The sequence below is a fragment of the Actinocorallia sp. API 0066 genome, assembly GCF_020991275.1.
In the GTDB taxonomy this organism is placed as follows: Bacteria; Actinomycetota; Actinomycetes; order Streptosporangiales; family Streptosporangiaceae; genus Actinocorallia.
The window spans coordinates 141,620-164,999 of the sequence record NZ_JAJLQY010000003.1 but is presented as its reverse complement, the minus strand read 5'-3'; the positions used below and the strand labels follow the sequence as shown (position 1 = coordinate 164,999).

Genomic DNA, 23,380 nt, shown 5'->3' with positions numbered 1-23,380 from the left:
GGGTACAGTAAGGGGACTTGCCAGGTTATAAGGGGAAAAGAGTGACGGAGATCGAGGCGTTGCCGCATCCGTTCGACGGGGCGATCGAGTTGACGGCCGGGGACGACGGGCTGGTGCGGGGCAGGACGCGCGCCGAGTACATGAACATGGTCGGCCCGTTCGGGGGGATCACGGCGGCGACGCTGCTTTCGGCGGTGCAGGGGCGGCCGGACTGCCTCGGCGAGCCGCTGTCGCTGACGGTGAACTTCGCGGGGCCGATCGCGGACGGGGAGTTCGAGATCACGGCGCGGGCCGTGCGGACGAACCGGTCGACCCAGCACTGGGCGCTCGAACTCGTCCAGGACGGTGCCGTCGCGACCACCGCGACCGCCGTGTTCGGGTACCGGCGCGACACCTGGGCCGACGCCGAGACGGACATGCCGTCGGTGCCCGCGCCCGAGGACATCGCGCCCGGCGGGTTCCCCGACTTCGTCGCCTGGGCCCGCAACTACGACTTCCGCTTCCTCGACGGCGCCCTCCCCGGCGAGAACCCGGGCGAACACCCGGACTCGACGACGACGGTGTGGGTCCGCGACAAGCCGTCCCGCCCGCTGGACTTCACGACGCTCACCGCGATGGCCGACATCTTCTACCCGCGCGTCTTCCTGCGCCGGGGCCAGTTCCTCCCGGCCGGAACCGTCACCCTCACCGTCTACTTCCTCGCGGACGCCGCCGAGCTCGCCGCCAACGGCGACGCGCACCTGCTGGGCCGGGCCCGCGCGCACCGTTTCTCCCGGGGTTTCTTCGACCAGTCCGCCCAGCTCTGGTCCCGCACCGGCGGCCTGCTCGCCACGACGCACCAGCTCGTCTACTTCAAGGGCTGAACCCCGAGCAGGTCCCTGGGACATGACGAGGTTGTCAAGTATGCTCCCCGAAGAAAAGGGGAGGGATGCGATGGTGGAGCCCACGGAACCGCTGGTGCGGGTGGCCTCGGCGGCGGGTGTGACGACGCTGACGCTGGATTCGCCACGGAACCGCAACGCGCTGTCGCGGCGGCTGCTCGCCGAACTCGCGGCGGCGCTCGACGCGGCGGAGCGGGACCCGGAGGTCCGGGTCGTCGTGCTCACCGGCGCGGGTCCGGTCTTCTGCTCCGGCGCCGACCTGAAGGAGCAGGGCGACGGCCTGGGCCCCGGCCCGGTCTCGATGCCGGAGGTGCTCACCCGGATCCTCGACCACCGCCGCCCCGTCGTGGCGCGGGTCAACGGGGCGGTGCGGGCGGGCGGGCTCGGCCTGATGGCCGCGTGCGACATCGTCGTCGCCCCGGACACCTCGACGTTCGCGTTCAGCGAGGTGCGTCTCGGCGTCATTCCCGCGATGATCGCCGTCCCGGTGCTGGCGCGGATGGACGCGGCGGCCGCCCACGAGTACTTCCTCACCGGCGAGCCGTTCGACGCGGCCGTCGCCGAGCGCACCGGCCTCGTCAACCGGGCGGTGTCGCCGGAGGAGCTGGACGCCGCCGTCGCCCGCTACACCGGCGCGCTCGTCAAGGGCGGCCCGTCCGCGCTCGCCGCCGCCAAGCGGCTGGTCCGCACCGTGCGGCGGGAGGAGACGGACCGCGCGTTCGCCCTGCTCGAAGCCGAGTCCGTGCGGCACTTCACCAGTGCGGAAGGTCAGGCGGGCATCGCCGCGCTGCTCTCCAAACGCCCGGCCCCCTGGATCCCCGACGGCTCCGGCGGCTGAGCCGGTGGCTTCACGCAAGGCGTCACAGCCGGTCTCGGTGCCGACGAGCATCCGGGGCCGCCGCACCCGGCTGGCGATCGTGCAGGCGGCGCGTGAGATCTTCGCGGAGAGGGGCTTCGACGAGGCGCGGATCGCCGAGATCACCACGCGGGCGGGCGTCGCCTACGGGAGCTTCTACACCTACTTCGACTCGAAGGAAGCGGTCTTCAAGGAGATCGTCAAGAGCGTGGCGGGCGCCCTGTTCACCGCGTCGCGCGCCTCGGCGTCGCTGCCGGACACGGCGCCGCCCGAGGAGAAGATCCGCTACGCGACCCTGCACTACCTTGAGGCGTTCGCCGAGCACGCGCACATGATGTTCGTCCTGGAACAGGTCGCCGTCCGCGACGAGTACTTCAGGACGCTGCTCCTTGAGGTGCGCGACCTGTTCATCGACCGGATCATCGGCGGCACCCGCCAGCTCCAGCGCGACGGTCTGGCCGACCCCGACCTCGACGCCGTCGTCTGCGCCCACCTCCTCGGCGCGATGGTCGAGAACATCGGCCGGATGATGTACCTCTACGGCCAGCCGCACGACCGCGACCACCTCGTCAACGAGGCCACGAAGCTGTGGGCCCGCGCGATCGGCCTCCGCCCCCCGGCCGACACCCCCTGAGCCACCGCACGGCCTCCCATCGAACACAGCCCAGGTACTTGACGACTTTGTCATGTGCGGGGCAGGCTACGGGCGAAGGACAGGGCGGAAGGGGCGCGCATGGCCATACTCGGATCGGCGATCGACACCTCGTCCGCCGAGTACACGGGGGACAGGGCGGCCATGGTGGCGGCGCTCGCGGAACTCGACGCGCTGGGCGCCACCGTCGTCGGCGCGGGCGGCGAGAAGACGGTCGCCCGGCACCGCTCAAGAGGCAAGCTCCTCGCTCGCGAACGCGTGGATCTCCTCGTGGACGAGGACGCGCCCTTCCTCGAACTGTCGGCCTTCGCGGGCGCGCACGAGGAGGGTGAGCAACCCGGCGCCCGGCTGATCACCGGAGTGGGGCAGGTCTCCGGCGTCGAGTGTGTGATCGTCGCGAACGAGGCGACGGTCAAGGGCGGCTCGATCAGCCCCAGCGCCGTCGCCAAGCAGCTCCGCGCCCTGGAGATCGCCGACCGCAACCGGCTCCCCGTCGTCTCGCTCGTCGAGTCCGGCGGCGCCGACCTGCCCCGGCAGACCGACATCTTCATCCCCGGCGGCCGCTCCTTCCGCGACCTGACACGCCTGTCGGCCCAGGGCGTCCCGACCATCGCGCTCGTCTTCGGCAGCTCGACGGCGGGCGGCGCGTACGTGCCCGGCATGAGCGAGTACACCGTGCTGGTGGACCGCGCCGCCGCCGTCTACCTCGGCGGCCCGCCGCTGGTGAAGATGGCCACCGGTGAGGAGGTGGACGACGAGACGCTCGGCGGCGCGGAGATGCACGCCCGCGTCTCGGGCCTCGCGGACTACCTCGCCCCCGACGAGCGCTCCGCGATCCGGATCGGCCGCCAGATCGTCGCCGACCTCGACTGGAAGCGCGCGGGCCCGCCGCCCTCGGCGCTACCGGAACCGCCGCTCCTGGACCCGGACGAGCTGCTGGGCGTCGCGCCCGCCGAGAGCAAGCGCCCGATGGACGTCCGCGAGGTCCTCGGCCGTGTCCTCGACGGCTCCCGCTTCGACGAGTTCAAGCCCCTCTACGGCTCGCAGCTCGTGTGCGGCTGGGGCTCCATCGCCGGATACCGGGTCGGGATCCTCGCCAACAACGGCATCCTGTTCTCGCCCGAGTCGCAGAAGGGCGCGCACTTCATCCAGCTCGCCAACGCCCGCGACATCCCGCTCCTGTTCGTCCAGAACATCACCGGTTTTATGGTCGGCACGGCCGCCGAGCACGGCGGCATCATCAAGGACGGCGCGAAGCTCATCAACGCCGTCTCCAACTCGACGGTCCCGCATCTGACGCTGATGGTGGGCGCGTCCTACGGCGCGGGCAACTACGGCATGTCGGGCCGCGCCTACGACCCGCGCTTCATCTTCACCTGGCCGAACCACCGGATCGCGGTCATGGGCGGCGCCCAGCTCGCCGGGGTGATGTCGATCATCCAGCGCCGCTCCGCCGAACGCGCCGGACGCCCCTACGACGACGCGACCGACCGGTTCGTCCGCGAGCAGACCGAGGCGATGATCGAAAGCCAGTCCGGCGCCCTCTACGCGACGGGACGGCTGTGGGACGACGGTGTCATCGACCCGCGCCACACCCGCACCGTTCTCGGCCTGGCCCTGTCGGCGGTGCACTCGGCGCCGGTCGCCGGAGCCACCCGTTTTGCTCCGTTCCGAATGTGAGGACCGCCTTGCGCAACGCGCCAGCCGCCGTCACGACGCTGCTCGTGGCCAACCGGGGCGAGATCGCCCGCCGTGTCATCCGCACGGCCCGCGCGATGGGGCTGCGGACCGTCGCCGTGTTCGCCGACCCCGACGCCGACGCCCCCCACGTCCGGGAGGCCGACACGGCCGTCGCGCTCGGCGGCACGATGGCCTACCTCGACCAGGAGAGGATCCTCCAGGCCGCCGCGACGGCCAACGCCGACGCGATCCATCCCGGATACGGCTTCCTCTCGGAGAACGCGGCGTTCGCCCGTGCCTGCGTTGACGCTGGGCTGGTGTTCGTGGGCCCGTCGCCCGAGGCCGTCGAGACGATGGGGCTGAAGGACAGGGCGAAGGAGGTCGCCAAGGCCGCCGGGGTGCCCGTGCTGCCGGACGCGCCTGTCACCGGCGACGACCCTTCCGCGTGGCACACGGCGGCCGAAGGGGTCGGCTATCCGCTGCTGGTCAAGGCGGCCGCAGGCGGCGGTGGCCGGGGAATGCGCAGGGTGGACGGCCCGGACGGCCTCGTGGAGGCGATCGAAGGCGCACGACGTGAGGCGGCGGCCTCCTTCGCCAACCCCGACGTCTTCCTGGAGAAGTACCTCACCGCACCCCGGCATATCGAGATCCAGGTCTTCGCCGACGCGCACGGCACCGTCATCCACCTGAACGAGCGCGAGTGCTCGGTGCAGCGGCGGCACCAGAAGGTCATCGAAGAGGCACCCTCGCCCGTCGTGGACGCCGACCTGCGCGCCCGGATGGGCGAGACGGCCGTCGCGCTCGCGCGGGAACTCGGCTACCTCGGCGCCGGAACCGTCGAGTACCTCCTGGACGACACCACGGGCCGCTTCTTCTTCCTGGAGATGAACACCCGGCTCCAGGTCGAGCACCCCGTCACCGAGGAGGTGACCGGCCTCGACCTGGTCCGGCTGCAACTCCAGGTCGCGGCGGGCGAACCGCTCGGTTTCGGCCAGGACGACGTCCGGCTCGACGGCCACGCGGTCGAGGTCCGCCTCTACGCGGAGGACCCCGAGCGCGGGTTCGCGCCCGAGCCGGGCACCCTGTTCCGCTACCGGCACAACACCGCGCCCGGCGTCCGCTGGGAGGACGGCATCGCGGAGACGGCCGAGATCACTCCGTTCTACGACCCGATGCTCGCCAAGGTGATCGCGCACGCCCCGACCCGGCGCGAGGCAGCGCTAAGGCTCGCCCGCGCCCTCGCGACGACGGAACTCCACGGAACCACAACGAACCGGGACTTCCTGGTGGCCGCGCTCCGCTCGGCGCCCTTCCTCGCGGGCGCGACCCGCACCGACTTCGTCGAGCTGCACCCCGAGCTGCGCACGGCCGCGCCGGAGACACCGGAACACGTCCACCTCGCCGCCGCGCTGGCGGTCACCGTCAGCCGCCGCCGCGCCGCCGACGCGCTGACCGGCCACGCGCCGCCCGGCTTCCGGCTGCTCCCCGGACACCCCGAGCCGACCGTCGTCTGGACGGCGGCCGACGGCGCCGACGTCCCGATCGCGTACCGGCTGGACGCCGCGCACGGCGCCGCCACGCTGCGCCTCACCCTGGACGGCACGCCGCGTGAACTGGGGCTGCGCGACCTGACGCCGGACGGCGTGCGGGTCCGCGACGGCGACCGCGAGTGGCCCTGCCGGGTCGCGGTGCACGCCGACGGCTCGGTCTGGGTGAACGACCCGGACGGCCAGCGCGCCTGGCGGCCGGTGCCCCGCCTGCCGGAGGACACCGGCGGGCCGGGCGGCAGCGGCCCCGTCGCGGAGATCGCGGGCACCGTCGTCGCCGTCCGGGTCCGGCCCGGCGACCGGGTGTCGGCGGGCCAGCCGCTCGTCATCATCGAGGCGATGAAGATGGAATGGCCGTCGGCCGCCGCGAGCGACGGCGTGGTTGAGGCGGTGCACGTCAAGGAGGGGCAGTACGTGGACGCGCGCACGGCGCTGGTGACCCTGCGGGAGGAGGCGTGAGCGTCCTGCGGATCGCGAACTGCAGCGGCTTCTACGGCGACCGGCTCAGCGCCGCCCGCGAGATGGTCGACGGCGGCCCCATCGACGTGCTCACCGGCGACTGGCTCGCCGAACTCACCATGGGCCTGCTCGGCCGTCAGCTCCTCAAGGACCCCGACGCCGGGTACGCGCGCACCTTCGTGAAGCAGCTCGACGACGTGCTCGCCGACTGCCTGGCGCGCGGGATCAAGATCGTCTCCAACGCGGGCGGGCTCAACCCGGCGGCGTGCGCCGCGCGGATCGAGGAGATCGGCGCCCGGATCGGTCGGCCCGTGCGCGTCGCCGTGGTCACCGGCGACGACGTGACCGCCGCCTTCCAGGCAGCGCGCGCCACCGGATGGGACGCCCCGCACCTCGACACCGGCGCCCCGCTCGGCGCCGAACCGCTGCTCGTCAACGCCTACCTGGGCGGCTGGGCCATCGCGGAGGCGCTCGCGGCGGGCGCGGACGTGGTGGTGACGGGCCGCGTCACGGACGCCGCGATGACGCTGGGCCCTGCCGCGTGGCACTTCGGGTGGGCGCGCGACGACTGGGACGCGCTCGCCGGTGCCGTCGCAGCCGGGCACGTCATCGAGTGCGGCACCCAGACGACGGGCGGGAACTACTCCTTCTTCACCGAGCTGGGCGACCTGAGCCGTCTCGGCTTCCCCCTCGCCGAGATCCACCCGGACGGCTCCTCGGTCATCACCAAACATCCGGGGACGGGCGGCGCGGTCACCGTCGAGACTGTCACCGCGCAGCTCCTCTACGAGATCGACGGCCCCCGCTACCTCAACCCCGACGTGGTGACGCGCCTGGACACGGTACGCCTCACCCAGGAGGGCCCCGACCGCGTCCGGATCTCGGGCGTGCGCGGCGAGCCCGCCCCGGCGTCCGCCAAGGTGGGCGCGCTGCTTCCGGGCGGCTGGCGCAACGAGGCGACGTTCGTGCTGACGGGCCTGGACATCGAGGCCAAGGCACGGGCCGCGCAAACCGCGCTGTGGGCGGGCGTGCCGGGCGGCGAGAAGGCGTTCGACAGGGTGACCGTCCGCCTCCTGCGCGCCGACCGCCCCGACCCCGCCACCCTCGCGGAGGCCGTCGCCCTGCTGACGATCACCGTAAGCGGCCAGGACCGCTCACGCGTGTCCGGCTTCTCCCGCGCGGCCGTCGAGATCGCCCTCGCCGGGTACCCCGGCCTGCACGCGACCGCCCCGCCCGGCCCCGGCAACGCCGTCACGGTCTTCTGGCCCACCCTGCTGCCCGCCGACTTCCCCCAGACCGTCACCCTGGACGGCCGTACCTGGACCGTCCCGCCCACACCCCCCACCACGGCCCCTCCGGTGCCGACCCCTGAACCCCCCGCCCCCGAGCCCGCCCAGGGCCCCACCACCCGAGCCCCCCTGGGCACCGTCCTGGGCGCCCGCTCCGGCGACAAAGCGGGTAAAGCCACCCTGGGCGTCTGGGCCCGCGACGACGCCACCTACCGCTGGCTCCGCTCCTGGTGGACCGAGGACACCCTCCGCACCCTCCTCCCCGAAACCGCCGACCTCCCGCTCCGCCTCTGGGAACTCCCCCTCCTCCGCGCCTGCGGCGCCGACATCCTCACCTACCTGGGCGAAGGCGTGGCAGCCAACCACGCTTTGGACGCCCAAGCCAAGGCCCTCGGCGAATACCTCCGCGCCAAACACACCGAAATCCCCACCCACCTCCTCCCGCCTACCTGACCGGGGGTCGGTCGCGGGTCAGGGGGTGCGGGGCGGGGCGGTGCTGGCCCGGGGGGTGAGGCGGGCCGGCTGGTCCTGGTAGCCCGGGGTGGTGTGGCCGTCGATGACGGACAGCAGGGTGCGGGCGGCGTGCGCGCCGTAGGCGGGGATGTCGCGGGTGAGGGCGGTGAGGGCGGGCCGGACCGCGCGGGAGAAGGGCGAGTCGTCCCAGGCGACGATGGAGAGGCCGCCGGGCACGTCGAGGCGCATCTCCTGGGCGACGCCGAGACCCGCGACGGCCATGATGTCGTTGTCGTAGATGATCGCGGTCGGCGGGGCGGGTGAGATCAGGGCGGTGCGGGTGGCGCGGGCGCCCTCCTCGCCGGAGTAGTCGGTGTGGGTGATCGCGCCGTCCACGCCCAGCTCCGCGCAGACCTCGGTGAACGCCCTGTCCCGCAGCCTGGTGTGCAGCAGTTGGGGCATGCCCGCGACCCGGGCGAGCCTGCGGTGCCCGAGCGCGTGCAGGTACGCGACGGTCTCCCGGACGGACACGGCGTCGTCGGACCAGACCGGGGGCAGCGTGCCCGCCTCGCTCGGATGCCCGACGACGACGGCGGGCATGCCGAGCGCCTCAAGCTCCGCGATCCGGGGGTCGGCGACGTGCAGGTCGACGAGGATGACGCCGTCCACCCGGCGTTCGCCCCACCAGCGCCGGTAGGTCTCGGTCTCCCGCGCGTGGTCCTCGACGACCTGGAGCATCACCGCGAAGGAGTGCGGGGACAGTTCGCTCTCGATCCCGCTGATCAGCTCCATGAAGAACGGCTCCACCGCGAGCGTCCTGGCGGGCCTGGCCACCGCGAGCCCGATCGACCTGGCGCGCGCGCCGTTGAGGGCGCGGGCCGCGCTGTTCGGCTGCCAGCCGATCTCCGCGGCGATCCGCTTGATCATCGCGCGGGTCTCCTCGGAGACGCCGGGACGGTCGTTGAGCGCATAGGACACGGCGACCTTGGACACGCCCGCGCGCCGCGCGATGTCCGCGATGGTTGGCCTTCTCACGACACCTCTGACTGAACCGGTTTACCGCACGAACAGGGAAATCTCCCGTCAGTTTACTACCTCACGATGGTGATCGTGGTCGGCGGAGTCGGTGGTGCGGGCGGTTGACGGCGGTCGGTGCTGCCTTTAGGGTGTGCCTCACATAACCGGTTAAGCATTCACGATCCCGACCACCCCCCGCAGGGAGCACACCCCGTGAAGAGATCCCGTCTGGCCGTCGCCGCGCTCGCGGCGGCAGCGGCCCTGTCGTCCGTCCCGGCGGCCGCGCCCGCGACGGCGAAACCCGCAGCCTCCGCCGACTTCGTCCGCGCCTCGGGCGCCGACCTCACCCTGAAGGGCAAGCCCTTCCGCTTCGCCGGGACCAACAACTACTACCTGATGTACAAGAGCCCGGCCGCGGTCGCCGACGTCTTCGCGCGGGCCAAGGCCGCCGACCTCACCGTGGTCAGGACCTGGGGCTTCCTCGACATCGGCGACGAGGACGGCACGAACTCGATCCACCACAAGGAGGACGGCGTCTACTTCCAGTACTGGGACGGCGCCGCGCCCGCCTATAACGACGGACCGGACGGCCTGGTCCACCTCGACCAGGTGCTCGCGAGCGCCCGTGCCGCCGGGATCAAGCTGATCATCCCGTTCACGAACAACTGGAGCGCCTTCGGGGGCATGGACCAGTACGTCCGCTGGGCGGGCGGCACCCACCACGACGACTTCTACACCGACGCGCGGATCCGCGGCTGGTACAAGGACTGGATCTCCCACCTGCTCAACCGGACCAACACCATCACCGGCGTCAAGTACAAGGACGACCCCACGGTGATGGCCTGGGAGCTGGCCAACGAGCCGCGCTGCAAGGGCTCGGGCAACTACCCGACGTCCGCCTCCTGCACCGTGGACACCGTCACCGGCTGGGCTGACGAGATGTCCCGGTACGTGAAGTCGATCGCGCCGAAGCAGCTCGTCTCCGCCGGGGACGAGGGGTTCTACTGCACCCCCGGCAGCACCGACCCGATCGGGGACTGCTCGGACGGCGTGGACACCCTGAAGCTCACCCGCCTGCCCGCGATCGACGTCATGTCGTTCCACCTCTACCCCGACCACTGGAGCAAGAGCGCCGCCTGGGGCACGGAGTGGATCAAGCGGCATCTCCGCGACGCCCGCAGGATCGGCAAGCCCGCGATCCTCGGTGAGTTCGGCCTCCAGGACAAGGCGGTCCGCAACCCCGTCTACCAGGAGTGGCTGGAGACCTTCGTCAACGAAGGGGGAGACGGCGTCACCTACTGGATGCTCGCGGGCACCCTGGACGACGGCACCCTCTACCCGGACTACGACGGGTTCACCGTCTACTGCCCGAGCCCGGTGTGCACGACGATCGGCAACACCACGGCCCGGCTGAAGGGCGTCCCCGCCGCGCTGCTGCCCCCGGTGGCCGACGACGACACCGCCGTCACCACGTTCGACACCCCGGTGACGGTGGACGTCGCCGCCAACGACATCGCCTACCTCGGCGGCATCCTCCGCGTCAGCCTGGACCTCGACCCGGCGAAGTCCGGCATCCAGCAGAGCCTGAAGACGGCCGCGGGCACCTACACCGCCAAGGCCGGGAAGGTCACGTTCCAGCCGAAGGCGGGGTTCACCGGCAGGGCCGAGGCCACCTACGTCATCCGCGACCTGCTCACCCGCCTGACGAACAAGGCGAAGATCACCGTTGTGGTCAGGCCCGACCCGGGCGCGCCGGTCGAGCTGTTCACCTTCGACGGGGGCACCGAGGGCTGGGCGCCGGGCGACTGGCAGGACGGCGCCGGCGCCGTGTCGGCCCAGAACGGCGCCCTCGCGGTGGACGCCACCGGCGGCGGCTGGTTCGGCGCGGCCTTCCCCGAGCCGATCGACCTGTCGGGCAAGGGCACGCTCAAGTTCGACCTGACCACGGTCGGGCAGAGCACCTCGACCAGCGTCGCGCTCCAGACCGGTGAGGGCTACTCCTGGTGCCAGTCCGCCTGGGGCCACCAGGAGCCGGGTGTCAGCGCGACCGTCGAGGCCGACCTGATCTCGGGGATGTCCTGCACCACCGAGGACCTCGCGGACGTCCGCGGACTCTACGTCTGGTTCAGCCCCGGCGCGTTCACCCTCGACTCCGTGCGCGCCGAGTGATCCGCCCCTAGGGACACCGGGCGCGGGCAGGCCCAGGGAGGGAGGCCGCCCGCGCCCGGAACCATCCGATCCGCCCCTCCCGGCAAGGACGACGACGTGCATCCGCTCACCGGCATCATCAAGAACTACCCGTGGGGCTCACGCACCGGAATCGCCGCCCTGCGCGGCCTTCCGACGCCGAGCGCCGAGCCCGAGGCCGAGCTGTGGCTGGGTGACCATCCCGCCGGGTCGGCGGTGCTCGCCGACGGCGGGCGCACCCTGGCCGAGCACATCGCCGACGCCGGGCCCCGTGTCCTCGGGCCGGACACCGCCCGGCGGTTCGGCGCCCGGCTGCCCTACCTGCTCAAGGTCATCGCGGTGGACGCGCCGCTGTCGCTCCAGGTCCATCCGAGCGCGCGGCAGGCCGTCGAGGGGCACCGCCGGGGCGTCTACGGCGACCCGCTGCCCAAGCCGGAACTCGTCTGCGCGCTGACCCCGTTCACCGCGCTCGCCGGGTTCCGGCCCGCGGCCGAGAGCGCCGCCCTGTTCGGGGCGCTGGACACCCCGGCGGCCCGCCTCGTGGCCCGGCTGCTGGGGGCGGGGGAGGAGCGCGCCGCGCTGCGTGCCCTGCTGCACGCGCCGACGACGTTCCGGGAGGCGCTGGACATCGCCGAGTCCCTGGACGGGCCCGACTACCGGCTGGTCGGGGAGCTGCGGGCGAGGTACCCGGACGATCCGGCCTGCCTCGCCCCGCTCTTCCTGCGCCGCCACGACCTGGCGCCGGGGGAGGCGCTGTTCCTCGACGCGGGCGTCCTGCACTGCTACCTGTCGGGCCTGGCCGTCGAGGTGATGGCGGGTTCGGACAACGTCGTGCGGGCGGGCCTCACCGGCAAGCCGGTGGACGTCCCCGAGCTGCTGCGGGTGCTCGACCCGGCGGCCACGCCGACCCCGGTGCGTCCCGACCCCGACGGCTCCTACCCGGCGCCCTGTCCGTACTTCCGGCTGAGCCGCCTCGAACTCGACGGTGTCCGGAGCCTGGCGCCCGGCGTCCCCCACATCGCGCTCTGCGTGGAGGGCCGGATCCTCCCGTCACCCGGACCCGCGCTCGGCCCGGGCGCTGGACTCTTCGTCGGCGCCGACGAACCGTCACCCGCGATCACCGGCCACGGCGTGGTGTTCCTGGTGTCCCCGGGCGACGGCGGCTGAGCCCGGCTTCCCCGGCCCGCTCCTGACCGGGTCCCGCCGGAGCCCCCCGTACCGGGGGCCGCGCCTCCGGCGGGGCCCTTTCGGCCGTTCCTGAGGGGGTGTTAAGCCAGTGATAAGCGTGTTTGATCACGGTAGATCACGCTCTGGACAGGAACCGGTTAAGCCTATAGCTTGAGGCGGTCAATCGTGAGATCGCGGTGCGCGGGCCACGGTGCCGGGGGCATCCGTCTCCGACCTGGCGCGCGCACCCCTCCCCGAGGAGGAACGCTTGAGCAAGCAGTGGACGCCGGTGGACCGGGGGTGGACCGTCCGGTGGGCCGGAGGGGAGGCCCCCCAGGGCCCGGCGCAGGGGCATGACGGGCCGCTGCCCGCCGAGGTTCCCGGCTGTGTGCACGCCGACCTGCTGGCCGCGGGACTGATCCCCGACCCCTACGTGGACGACAACGAGCGCGCTGTCGCCTGGGTGGGCAGGGCCGACTGGGAGTACCGCACCGTCCTGGCCGGGATCCCGGACGGGCACGAGCGGACCGAACTGGTCTTCGACGGCCTGGACACGGTCGCCACCGTGGCCGTCGACGGCACGGTGGTGGGCGCGACCAGGAACATGCACCGCTCCTACCGGTTCGACGTGACCGGCCTGGCCGCCGGGGGAGCCGAGCTGACGGTCCGCTTCACCTCCGCCTACACCGAGGCGGAGGCGGTGCGCGCCCTGGTCGGGGAGCGCCCCAACGTCTATCCGGAGCCGTTCAACTACATCAGGAAGATGGCGAGCGGCTTCGGCTGGGACTGGGGCCCGACCCTCGTCACGGCGGGGATGTGGCGGCCGGTCCGGATCGAGACGTGGAGTACCGCGCGGATCGCCCGGGTCCGTCCGCTGGTGACGGTCGTGGACGGCACGGGCAGGGTCGAGGCCCGGGTGTCGGTCGAACGGACCGCGTCCGGCCGGGACGCCGACCTCACCGCCCGGCTCACGGTCGCCGGCCGCACGGTGGAGGCGCGGGTCGAGCCCGGCGCGGCGGAGACCGTGGTGGTCGCGGAGGTCCCCGACGCGCGGCTGTGGTGGCCCGCCGGTCAGGGCGACCAGAACCTCTACCCCTGCGAGATCACGCTCGGCGACTCCTCGGGCGGCGTCCTCGACACCTGGTCGCGCACGCTCGGCTTCCGGACCGTCGAGCTCGACCGCTCCCCGGACGAGCACGGAACCGCCTTCACCCTGCGGATCAACGGACGGCCGGTGTTCTCCCGGGGCGTCAACTGGATCCCGGACGACGCCCTGCCCGCCCGGGTCACGCCCGAACGCTACCGCCGCCGCCTCGAGCAGGCGGCCGACGCGGGGATCAACCTCGTCCGGATCTGGGGCGGCGGGATCTACGAGGACGAGGCGTTCTACGACGCCTGTGACGAGCTGGGCCTCATGGTCTGGCAGGACTTCCTCTTCGCCTGCGCCGCCTACCCGGAAGAGCAGCCGCTCAGGGGCGAGGTCGAGGCGGAGGCCAGGGAGAACGTCGTCAGGCTGGCGCCGCATCCGAGCCTGGTGCTGTGGAACGGCAACAACGAGAACCTGTGGGGCTTCCGCGACTGGGACTGGGCGGAGCCGCTGGCGGGTGAGAGCTGGGGGGAGGGCTACTACCTGGGGGTCCTGCCCCGGATCGTCGCCGAACTCGACCCGACCCGCCCGTACGCCGCGGGAAGCCCGTGGTCGGGCTCGTGGGACCGGCACCCGAACGACCCCGCGCACGGCACCTCCCATTTCTGGGAGGTGTGGAACCGGCGCGACTACACCGACTACCTGAACGAGACACCGCGCTTCGCCGCCGAGTTCGGCTGGCAGGCCCCCGCGACGCTCGCCACGATCCGGGAGGGGCTGCCGACCGAGGAGCTGGCCCCGGCGTCGCCGGGCATGCTGCACCACCAGAAGGCCGAGGACGGCAACGGCAAGCTCGACCGGGGCCTCGCCCACCACTTCGCGCCGCCGGAGACGTTCGACGCCTGGCACTACCTGACCCAGGTCAACCAGGCGCGCGCCGTCGCCACGGCGGTCGCGCACTGGCGGTCGCTGTGGCCGGTCTGCGCGGGAACCGTCGTGTGGCAGTTGAACGACTGCTGGCCGGTCACCTCGTGGGCGGCGATCGACGGCGGCGGGCGGCCCAAGCCGCTGTACTTCGAGCTGCGGCGGCTGTACGCCGACCGGCTGGTCAGCTTCCAGCGCCGGGACGGCGTGCCCGTCCTGGCCGTGGACAACCAGGCGGACGCGGAGTGGACGGCCACGGCCCTGGTCCGGCGGCTCGGCGCGGACGGGCGGACGCTCGCGGCGGAACGGGTGGCTTTCGCCGTGCCGCCGCGCACGGTGGCCCTGCTGCCCGTGCCGTCGGGCGTCGGGGCGTTCGGCGAGCCGCGGCGGGAGCTGCTCGTGGTGGACGCCGACGGGCTGCGTGACGTCGTGCTGGGCAGCGAGGACCGCGATTTCGCCTTCCCCGATCCCGGCCTCACCGTCAAGGTGGGCGACGCCGCCGACGGCTCCTTTGTGGTCGTGGTGACCGCGGCGGGCCTGGCCCGTGACCTCCTGCTCCAGGCCGACCGGCTCGGCCCGGAGGCCGTGGCCGACCGGGGGCTGGTGACGCTGCTCCCGGGCGAGAGCGTCGCGATCACCGTGTCGGGCCTCGCCGGGGCGCCCGCGGTCGAGGCGGTGGAGGCCGCGCTCTTCTCCGTCAACGCCGTCCAGCCGGGCGTCGGGGTGGCCGTCGGCCGTTGAGGCCGGGTGCCGCGCCCCCGGGCGCGGTGCGCCGTCGTGTGGCCCTCCACGCACGGCGGCTTGCGCCGGATCTCACCGGCGTTAAGTAACCGGTTCGGTACCTGTTTGACGCATGATGGATCAGCTCGTAGCTACAAACCACCAGGTCACAGCCTTGAGTCCGATATGTCTGGACTGGCCTCCGTAACGGTTGTGTCTCGTGGTGGACATATGCCCTTTACTGGTTCAGTGGCTTGTGTCACTGTTCTGCCTACTGAAGCGCTAAAGTGCGCTCGCGAAACGGGCGGGGCGGGAACGTCCCGTTGAGAGGGGAGATGGTGAGGATGCGCAGACGAGCGCTCACCCTGTCGCTCGCCAGCCTGGCGCTGCTGACGGCGGCCTGCGGCGGAGGCGGCGGCGCCGAGTCCACCGCCGACAGCGCCGACGACCCCACCAAGGTCGCGGGTGACATCACGGTCCTGACCAACAGGACCGACCTCCAGGAGGACGGCACGCTGGAGAAGTACGCCGCCCAGTTCAAGGAGGCGTACCCGAACGTCAACGTGAAGTTCGAGGCCCTCACCGACTACGAGGGCGAAGTCAGGATCCGCATGAACACCGACAACTACGGTGACGTGCTCCTGGTCCCGAACGCGGTCGCGACCGGCGACTACCCCAAGTTCTTCGCGTCCCTCGGCGACACCGCCGAACTGGCCAAGAAGTACCGGTTCACCTCGGCGTCCGACGTGAACGGCAAGTCCTACGGCATCGTCTCGTTCGCCGCCGCCTCGGGGTTCGTCTACAACCAGACGGCGTGGCGGCAGGCCGGCGCCACCGACTGGCCGACCAGCCCCCAGGAGTTCCTCTCCGACCTCAAGGCGATCAAGGCCAAGGGCGACGCGATCCCGCTCTACACGAACTACAAGGACGCCTGGCCGATCACCCAGTGGAGCCAGGTCCTCGGCGCGGTGAGCTGTGACGCGGGCGCGCAGGCCGCCCTGACGACCGGCGACCCGTGGGCGCCCGGCGCGGACTTCGCCGTCGGCGACGGCCTCCTGTTCGACGCCGTCGCGCAGAAGCTGACCGAGCCCGACCCGACCACCACGAACTGGGAGGAGTCCAAGGGCCTGCTCGCCAAGGGCAAGGTCGGCGCGATGTTCCTCGGCTCCTGGGCGGTCCCGCAGATCCAGGCGGCGGCCGAGGCGGCGGGCCTCGACCCGCAGACGATCGGCTTCATGCCGTTCCCGAACCAGTCCAACGGCAAGTCCTGCTCGACGCTGTCGCCCGACTACCGCTACGCGATCAGCACGCACTCCCAGAACAAGGACGCGGCCCGCGCGTGGATCGACTGGCTGGTCGACAAGTCCGACTTCCCCGCCCTGAACGAGGGCGTCTCGCCGCTGATCGGCTCCCCGATCCCGCCCGCGCTCAAGCCGTTCGAGGCCGCCGGGGTCACCCTGATCGAGCTCGACCAGAGCAAGGTCAACCAGTACAACGACATCGACAAGGCGGCTGAGACGGGAGTCAACACGCCCGACTACCGCCAGCACCTCATCGACATCGCCCGCGGTGCGGCCAAGGGCGACCTGAAGGACGCCCTCGCCGACCTGTCCAAGAAGTGGAAGGACGGCCAGGAGACCGTCGGCTGACGCGTCGGCCCGCGGCGGCTCCCTCCCATCAGCCGCCGCGGGCCCCTGGTCCTGACCGAGCGCCCGAGCCCACCGAGGGCCGGGCGCCTCCTACGAGACAGGAAAGGGCGGGGACATGTGGTCACCGTCGCACACCAAGGCGCCCCCAGCGGCCACGGGCACCGGTCAGCCCGGTCGGCCGGGGGGAGGCCGGCCGGTGAGGACAGGGCGGCACGGCCGCCGCAGGCGCTGGCCCAGGGCGCTGACGCCCTGGATGTTCCTCCTGCTTCCGTTGGCGTTCGTCGTCACCTTCTCGATGGTGCCGATCGCCACCATGATCGTCTACAGCTTCACCGACTGGGACGGGATCAGCCCGGACTACGCGTTCACGGGCCTGGCGAACTACACGGACATCGCGACCCGGCCGCAGCTGTTCAAGGTCTTCCTGACCAGCCTCTACTACCTGGGCGCCTCGGTGGTCCAGATCGTCCTGGCGCTGTACTTCGCGACGATCCTCAGCTTCAACGTGCGGTTCCGCAACTTCTTCAAGGGCGTCCTGTTCTTCCCGTACCTGATCAACGGCGTCGCCATCGGGTTCGTCTTCCTGTACTTCTTCCAGCCCGGCGGCACCTTCGACACGTTCCTCGCGTTCTTCGGCGTCGAGGGGCGGTTGTGGCTCGGCGACCCCGACCTGGTCAACTACTCGCTGGCCGGGGTCTCGGTGTGGCGCTACCTCGGGTTGAACTTCGTGCTGTTCCTCGGCGGGATCCAGTCGATCTCGCCCGACCTGTACGAGGCCGCCGAGATCGACGGCGCGAGCCGCTGGGACCAGTTCCGGCACATCATCCTGCCGCTGCTGCGCCCCCTGATCGGGCTGAGCGTGATCCTCGCCGTCTCGGGGTCCCTGTCGGTCTTCGAGATCCCGTACATCATGACCGGCGGCGCGGGCAACAGCGAGACGTTCGTCATCCAGACCGTCAAGCTCGCCTTCCAGTTCAACAAGACCGGCCTGGCCTCGGCCGCCGCCGTGGTGCTCCTCGTCCTGATCCTGATCGTCACCTGGGTGCAGCGCCGCCTTTTCCCGGAGGAGAGGACCGAGACCGTATGACCGCGTCCCACCGGCTCACCGAGCCCAAGCCCCGGCGGATGTCGCCGACCTCCGGCACCCTGGTGTACCTGTCGCTGCTCGCCGCCTGCGTCGTGGTGATCATGCCGCTCGTGGTGGTGCTGTTCACGTCGCTGAAGACCCCTGAGGAACTCGCCAGAAGCGGGGTCCTCGCGCTGCCGGAGAACTGGTTCAACCTCGCGAACTACGGGATCGCGTTCGAACGCGGGCGGATCCTCACCGCGCTGCTCAACACGACGATCATCCTGGTCGTCTCGGTGACGGGTTCGGTGCTCATCGGCTCGATGGCCGCCTACGCGATCGACAGGTTCGAGTTCCGGCTGCGCCCCCTCGTCGTCGGACTCTTCCTGTTCGCCACGCTGGTGCCGAGCATCACCACCCAGGTCACCACGTTCCAGGTGATCAACGGGATGGGCCTGTTCAACAGCAGGCTCGCGCCGATCGTGCTGTACATGGGCACGGACATCATCGCGATCTACATCTTCCTCCAGTTCATCCGGAGCATCCCCAAGTCGGTGGACGAGGCGGCGCGCATCGACGGCGCGTCCACCCTGACCATCTACTGGCGGGTGATCCTGCCGCTGCTCAAGCCCGCCATCGCCACCGTGGTGATCGTCAAGGGCATCACCGTCTACAACGACTTCTACATCCCGTTCCTCTACATGCCCGACCCCGACCTGGGGACGATGTCCACCGCGCTGTTCCGGTTCAAGGGGCCGTTCGGGGCGCACTGGGAGGCGATCGCCGCGGGCACCATCCTGGTGATCATCCCGACCCTGGCCGTGTTCCTCACGCTCCAGCGGTTCATCTACAACGGCATGGCCAAGGGCTCGGGCAAGTGAGGCGACCGACCATCAGCGACATCGCCGCGCGTGCCGGGGTGTCCACGGGCGCGGTGTCCTACGCGCTCAACGGACGCCCCGGCGTGTCGGCCGCGACCCGGGCGCGCATCCTCGCGGTGGCCGCCGAGATGGGGTGGCGGCCGAGCGCCGCCGCCCGCGCGCTGTCGGCGTCCCGCGCGGACGCGATCGGGCTCGTCCTGGCCCGCGAGACCGACACGCTCGGCGTCGAACCGTTCTTCGCCCGCTTCATCGCCGGACTCCAGAAGACCCTGTCCGTCCGCGGGTCGGCGCTGCTGCTCCAGGTCGTCCCCCGGCCGCGCGACGCCGTCGAGGCGCTGCGCGGCTGGTGGGAGGAGCGCCGGGTGGACGGGGTGATCCTCACCGACCTGTGGACCGACGACCCGCGCCTGGCGGCCGTGTCCGCCATGGGCGTGCCCGCCGTGCTCGTCGGCAGGCCGCGCGCGAACTGGCCGTTCCCGGCGGTGTGGAGCGACGACGGGCGCGGCGTCGACGAGGCGGTGGACCATCTCGTCGCCCAGGGCCACCGCCGCCTCGGCCGGGTCTCGGGGCCCGCCGGGCTCGACCACACCCGGGTGCGCGGCGCGGCGCTCACGGCGGCCGCGACCCGGCACGGCCTGCCGGAACCGGTGGCGGTCGAGACCGACTACACGTGGGAGGCGGGCGCCCGCGCGACGGAGCGGCTGCTGACCGGGACCGCGCGGCCGACCGCGATCCTGTACGACAACGACATCATGGCGGTGGCGGGGCTGACCGTGGCCCGGCGTCTCGGCGTCGCGGTGCCGGAACGGCTCTCGCTGGTGGCGGGCGACGACTCGCAGCTCTGCGAGATCGGATACCCGCCGCTCACCGCGCTGTCGCGGGACGTCCACGAGTACGGCGTCGCCGCCGCCCGGACCCTGGAGATCCTCATCGACACCGGAGCCGCGCCCCACCTGGAGGCGGGGACCCCGCGCCTGCGGGTACGGGACAGTACCGCCCCGCCCCGGAGGGGGCGGGCACGCACGAAGGGAGGCACCGGCTCATGACGGTGCTCGCGATCGACATCGGCGGCACGAAGTTCGCCGCGGCCCTCGCCGACGCCGACGGCACCCTGCGGCGCAGGACCGAGATGCCGCTGACCGGGGATCCGACCGAGGCCCTGCACGCCCTCATCGACGCGACCGGCACGCGCGGGGTGCGCGGCGTCGGCATCGGGTCCGCGGGCCCGATCGACCTGGCGCGGGGCACGGTCAGCCCGGTGAACATCCCGGCGTGGCGGGACTTCGCCCTCGTCGGCGAGGTGGCGGGCCGCCTGCCGGGCCTGCCGGTGCGGCTCGCGGGCGACGCCCAGTGCATGGCGCTCGGCGAGTGGTGGCGCGGCGGCCTGGACACCGACACGCTGCTGGGCGTCGTCGTCTCGACCGGGATCGGCGGGGGCCTGGTCCTGGACGGCAGGCCCTACCTGGGCAGCTCGGGGAACGCGGGATTCCTCGGGCACGTGGTGGTGGACCCGCGCGGCGACCGGTGCCCGTGCGGCGGGACCGGCTGCCTGGAGACCGTCGCGAGCGGCCCGCACATGGTCCGCCGTGCCCTGCGCGACGGCTGGGTCCCCGCCGCGCCCGACCCGGACGCGCGCGCCCTGGCGTCGGCGGCGCGCGCCGGCGACCCCGTCGCCGAGGCGACCTTCACCACGGCGGCCGCCGCGCTCGCGTCCGTGATCAGCACGACGGCCACGCTGCTCGACCTCACCCACACCGTGGTGGGCGGGGGCGTCGCGGCGGCCTCCGACGTGCTCCTCCCACCGCTGCGCGCCGCGCTCGCCCACCGTTCACGGCAGCGGCTCCTGACGGTCTCCGCGACCACCCTGCACCGCGACGCCGGCCTCTACGGCGCGGCCGCCCTGCTCCACGCCCCTGACCCGGCGGGCTGCGGCCACGCCCAAGCCAGCTGACCACCCACCACGCGCGGGCGCACGGCGTGAACAAGCCGTCCCCGCCCGTGGGGGCGGGCTCGACGACGTTCCGCGCGGTCGCGCGGTCGGCCGGTCGGCCCCGATGGGAGGACACCGGCGGGCGGAGGCGTGTGTCCTTCGCCCGTCGGCGAAAGCGGGAGCGCGCGGGGAGCGGTGGTCGGTAGTTTGAGAGTCTCGGGTGAGGTTCGGGACCGGCGGGAGAGTGCGGATGTCGCTGCGGGACGTGCTGGTCGAGCGGCTTGACGGGGCGGGGTTGGACGCGGACGTCGCGGCGCTGATCCTCGCGGCGTTCGACGCGCGGGGGGAGGAGGGCGGCCGTCACGGGGACGGCGTCGCACGGGCCTATCTGGGGTCGATCACCGTCGCCGGATTCCGTGGCATCGGGCGGGAGGCCACGGTGTCGCTGCGGCCGGAGCCGGGGCTGACCCTCGTCGTCGGGCGGAACGGGTCGGGGAAGTCGAGCTTCGCCGAGGGCGCGGAGATCGCGCTGACCGGCACGAACGCCCGGTGGCGCGACCTGCCGGCGGTGTGGCGCGGCGGGTGGCGCAACCTGCACGCCGAGGGCGCCCCGGCCGTCACCGTGGAGCTGAGGTTCGACGGACGGCCCGAGCCGGTGCGCGTCCGCCGAACCTGGCCGGGCACGTCCGTCGACGGCTCGGTCGTGGAGGTCGTGGACGGCGAGGAGATCTCGGCCGGGCTGGACGGCCTCGGATGGGGTGAGGACCTGACGGTCTGCCGCCCGTTCCTGTCGTACTCCGAACTCGGCAAGATCCTCACCGGCAAGCCGAAGGACATGCACGACGCGATCGCCGGCATCCTCGGCCTGGAGCGGCTCGCCGCGACCGAGGCGGCGCTGGACGGCGACCGCAAGGCCCTGGAGGCGACGGCCAAGGAGTCCGCCCGCGACAGGACGGCGCTGCTCGCCGACCTCGCGGACCTCGCCGACCCCCGGGCCGAACGGGCGCTCGACCTGCTGCGGGCGCGGAAACCCGACGTCGCCGCGCTCGCCGAACTCGCCACGGCGGGCGGCCCGACCGGCGACCTCGCGCCGCTGCGCAGGCTCGCCGTGCTGACGCCGCCCGACCTCGCGGCCGTCGCCGCCGCCGTCCGGGAGCTGCGCGCGGTGGCCGCCGCGCCGCCGCCGTCCATCGGCGCGGACGAGGTGCGGCTCGCCGACCTCCTGGAACGCGCCCTCGCGCACCAGGGCGCCGACCGCTGCCCCGTCTGCCGCGCGGAGACGCACCTGGACGAGGCGTGGGCGCACGAGACCCGCGCCGAACTCGCCGCCCTGCGCGCGCGGACAGCCGAGACGATCGCGCACCGGAACCGCGTCGCCGAGGCCGTCGCCGCCGCCCACGCGCTGATCGCCCAGCCGCCCGCCGACCTCCCGCCCGACCTGCTCGCGGTCTGGAAGGAGTGGGCCGCCGGCCTGTCGCTCGGCAAGGCCGGGCCGCTCGCCGACCACCTCGACGCGCACGCCGCGCCGCTCGTCCGGGCGTGCGTCGGCGCCGCTGAGACCGCCGAGGCCCAACTCACCGCGCTCGACGACAGGTGGCGTCCCCTCGCGCTCCGCCTCGCCGCGTGGACGGCGCGCGAACACGCGGTACAGGAGTCCGCGCCGCTCCTGGCCCGCCTGAAGGCGGCCCGCGCCTGGCTGACCAAGGCCGCGAACACGCTGCGCACCGAGGAGCTCCGGCCGATGGCCGAGACGGCGTCCGCGATCTGGGAGCGGCTGCGGCAGGAGAGCAACGTGTCGCTCGGGCCCGTCACGCTGGCCGGAACCGGCACGATGAAACGGGTGGAGCTCGACGTCACCGTCGACGGGAGCGAGACATCGGCGCTCGGCGTGATGAGCCAGGGTGAGCTGCACTCCCTCGCCCTCGCGCTGTTCCTGCCCCGCGTCATGGCGGCCCGGACGCCCTTCGGGTTTGTGCTCATCGACGACCCCGTCCAGTCGATGGACCCCGCGAAGGTCGACGGGCTCGCGATGGTGCTGGACTCGGTGGCCCGGCACCGGCAGGTCGTCGTCTTCACCCACGACACACGGCTCCGTGACGCCGTCGCCCGCCTCCGGCTGCCCGCGACCGTCCTGGAGGTGACGCGCGGGGAACGCTCGGCGGTGACGGTGCGTCCGGTCGAGGACGAGGTCGCGCGGGCCCTGGCGGACGCGCGGGCCGTCGCGGCGAGCGTGGACCTGCCGCAGCAGACGGCGGCCACCGTCGTCGCCGGGCTGTGCCGGACGGCGCTGGAGGCGGCCTGCGTGCAGGTCGTCCGGCGCAAGCTCCTGGAGCGGGGCTGGGCCCACTCGGCCGTGGACGCGCGGGTCCGGGCGAGCCGCTCCCTCACCGAGATCGCCTCGCTCGCCCTGTTCGGCGAGAACCGGCCGCGCGAGGACTTCAACGCCGAGGTCCCCACGGAGGTGAAGGCCGCGATCGCCTTCTGCAACCGGGGCGTGCACGGGACGCACTCCGGCGGCGACCTGCTCGGCGCCATCACCCTGGTCGCCCGCGCCGCCCGGACGGTGCGCCGTGACTGGTGACCTCCTTCCCGTAGCCGTCGGCCTCCTCAACAAGCCGGGCCAGACACGCACCGTCGCGTTCCTACTCCGCCTGGCCCTGGAACACGAGGTCGACGCCTTCTGGCTCCGCGCCGCCCTGCCGACCCTGCCGCGCGCCCCCATGCGCACCCAACTCCTCTGCCTCACCGCCTACACCGCCCCCTCCACCGCCGCCCGCCTCCACAGCCTCTGGAGCCAACTAAGCCAAGCCTGCCACTACCACTCCTACGAACTTTCCCCCACCGTCCACGAACTCCACCACTGGCACCACGAACTCCTTTCCCTCCTGCCGCTACCCCTCAAACCTCCCCCCTGACCCCGAACGACCAGCGGCCC

17 protein-coding genes are annotated in these 23,380 nt (G+C 72.7%); 16 read left to right on the top strand and 1 reads right to left on the bottom strand.

Annotated features, from left to right (window positions below; all coding sequences use genetic code 11):
* Positions 1-41 precede the first annotated feature (41 nt).
* The 6 genes from LO762_RS08570 to LO762_RS08545 all read left to right on the top strand — a co-directional run bounded on the left by LO762_RS08570 (position 42) and on the right by LO762_RS08545 (position 7,817).
* Positions 42-863 (top strand): acyl-CoA thioesterase II, encoded by an 822-nt coding sequence (locus LO762_RS08570; protein WP_230613825.1) that lies wholly within the window; start codon positions 42-44, stop codon positions 861-863.
* A gap of 70 nt (positions 864-933) precedes the next feature.
* Positions 934-1,719, top strand: a complete 786-nt coding sequence (locus LO762_RS08565) for an enoyl-CoA hydratase-related protein (protein ID WP_230613824.1) — start codon at positions 934-936, stop codon at positions 1,717-1,719.
* 4 nt (positions 1,720-1,723) lie between these two features.
* A complete protein-coding gene (locus tag LO762_RS08560; protein ID WP_230613823.1) occupies positions 1,724-2,371 on the top strand; it encodes a TetR/AcrR family transcriptional regulator in 648 nt (215 codons plus the stop codon).
* A gap of 99 nt (positions 2,372-2,470) precedes the next feature.
* Positions 2,471-4,069: an acyl-CoA carboxylase subunit beta gene (locus LO762_RS08555; protein WP_230613822.1), complete on the top strand. Its 1,599-nt coding sequence runs from the start codon at positions 2,471-2,473 to the stop codon at positions 4,067-4,069.
* Between the two features lie 8 nt (positions 4,070-4,077).
* The gene (locus tag LO762_RS08550) at positions 4,078-6,075 is read left to right on the top strand and encodes a biotin carboxylase N-terminal domain-containing protein (protein WP_230613821.1); all 1,998 of its coding nucleotides are present in this window, start codon (positions 4,078-4,080) and stop codon (positions 6,073-6,075) included.
* The gene (locus LO762_RS08545; protein ID WP_308103583.1) at positions 6,072-7,817 is read left to right on the top strand and encodes an acyclic terpene utilization AtuA family protein; all 1,746 of its coding nucleotides are present in this window, start codon (positions 6,072-6,074) and stop codon (positions 7,815-7,817) included. Before LO762_RS08550 ends, LO762_RS08545 begins: the two co-directional genes overlap by 4 nt.
* 18 nt (positions 7,818-7,835) lie before the next feature.
* Here LO762_RS08545 and LO762_RS08540 read toward each other — a convergent pair whose 3' ends face one another.
* Positions 7,836-8,852, bottom strand: a complete 1,017-nt coding sequence (locus tag LO762_RS08540; RefSeq protein WP_230613820.1) for a LacI family DNA-binding transcriptional regulator — start codon at positions 8,850-8,852, stop codon at positions 7,836-7,838.
* A gap of 195 nt (positions 8,853-9,047) precedes the next feature.
* Between LO762_RS08540 and LO762_RS08535 the strand changes: the two genes are divergently transcribed.
* The 10 genes from LO762_RS08535 to LO762_RS08490 all read left to right on the top strand — a co-directional run bounded on the left by LO762_RS08535 (position 9,048) and on the right by LO762_RS08490 (position 23,360).
* Positions 9,048-11,003 (top strand): cellulase family glycosylhydrolase, encoded by a 1,956-nt coding sequence (locus tag LO762_RS08535; protein WP_230613819.1) that lies wholly within the window; start codon positions 9,048-9,050, stop codon positions 11,001-11,003.
* 96 nt (positions 11,004-11,099) lie between these two features.
* On the top strand, positions 11,100-12,188 hold the full coding sequence (gene manA / locus LO762_RS08530) for a mannose-6-phosphate isomerase, class I (protein ID WP_230613818.1): 1,089 nt from the start codon (positions 11,100-11,102) through the stop codon (positions 12,186-12,188).
* 268 nt (positions 12,189-12,456) lie between these two features.
* Entirely contained in the window at positions 12,457-14,940 is a 2,484-nt protein-coding gene (locus tag LO762_RS08525) for a glycoside hydrolase family 2 protein (protein WP_230613817.1), read from the top strand.
* Positions 14,941-15,263: 323 nt separating this feature from the next.
* Positions 15,264-16,568 (top strand): ABC transporter substrate-binding protein, encoded by a 1,305-nt coding sequence (locus tag LO762_RS08520; RefSeq protein ID WP_230613816.1) that lies wholly within the window; start codon positions 15,264-15,266, stop codon positions 16,566-16,568.
* A gap of 196 nt (positions 16,569-16,764) precedes the next feature.
* Positions 16,765-17,655, top strand: coding sequence for a carbohydrate ABC transporter permease (locus LO762_RS08515; protein ID WP_230613815.1), 891 nt, complete (start codon positions 16,765-16,767; stop codon positions 17,653-17,655).
* Complete coding sequence (locus LO762_RS08510; protein ID WP_230613814.1) at positions 17,652-18,515, top strand: carbohydrate ABC transporter permease; 864 nt, start codon at positions 17,652-17,654, stop codon at positions 18,513-18,515. Before LO762_RS08515 ends, LO762_RS08510 begins: the two co-directional genes overlap by 4 nt.
* Complete coding sequence (locus LO762_RS08505) at positions 18,512-19,561, top strand: LacI family DNA-binding transcriptional regulator (RefSeq protein WP_230613813.1); 1,050 nt, start codon at positions 18,512-18,514, stop codon at positions 19,559-19,561. The genes LO762_RS08510 and LO762_RS08505 overlap by 4 nt, the downstream gene beginning before the upstream one ends.
* Positions 19,558-20,466 carry an ROK family protein gene (locus LO762_RS08500; RefSeq protein WP_230613812.1) on the top strand — a complete coding sequence of 303 codons (909 nt, stop codon included), beginning with the start codon at positions 19,558-19,560 and terminating at the stop codon, positions 20,464-20,466. The genes LO762_RS08505 and LO762_RS08500 overlap by 4 nt, the downstream gene beginning before the upstream one ends.
* 229 nt (positions 20,467-20,695) lie before the next feature.
* On the top strand, positions 20,696-23,026 hold the full coding sequence (locus LO762_RS08495; protein ID WP_230613811.1) for an AAA family ATPase: 2,331 nt from the start codon (positions 20,696-20,698) through the stop codon (positions 23,024-23,026).
* Complete coding sequence (locus LO762_RS08490; RefSeq protein ID WP_230613810.1) at positions 23,016-23,360, top strand: hypothetical protein; 345 nt, start codon at positions 23,016-23,018, stop codon at positions 23,358-23,360. Before LO762_RS08495 ends, LO762_RS08490 begins: the two co-directional genes overlap by 11 nt.
* Positions 23,361-23,380 lie beyond the last annotated feature (20 nt).

Coding starts and splice junctions, on each gene's coding strand:
- LO762_RS08500 (WP_230613812.1), top strand. CDS start 19,558: ATGACGGTGCTCGCGATCGACATCGGCGGCACGAAGTTCGCCGCGGCC.
- LO762_RS08520 (WP_230613816.1), top strand. CDS start 15,264: ATGCGCAGACGAGCGCTCACCCTGTCGCTCGCCAGCCTGGCGCTGCTG.
- LO762_RS08555 (WP_230613822.1), top strand. CDS start 2,471: ATGGCCATACTCGGATCGGCGATCGACACCTCGTCCGCCGAGTACACG.
- LO762_RS08495 (WP_230613811.1), top strand. CDS start 20,696: ATGTCGCTGCGGGACGTGCTGGTCGAGCGGCTTGACGGGGCGGGGTTG.
- LO762_RS08510 (WP_230613814.1), top strand. CDS start 17,652: ATGACCGCGTCCCACCGGCTCACCGAGCCCAAGCCCCGGCGGATGTCG.
- LO762_RS08565 (WP_230613824.1), top strand. CDS start 934: ATGGTGGAGCCCACGGAACCGCTGGTGCGGGTGGCCTCGGCGGCGGGT.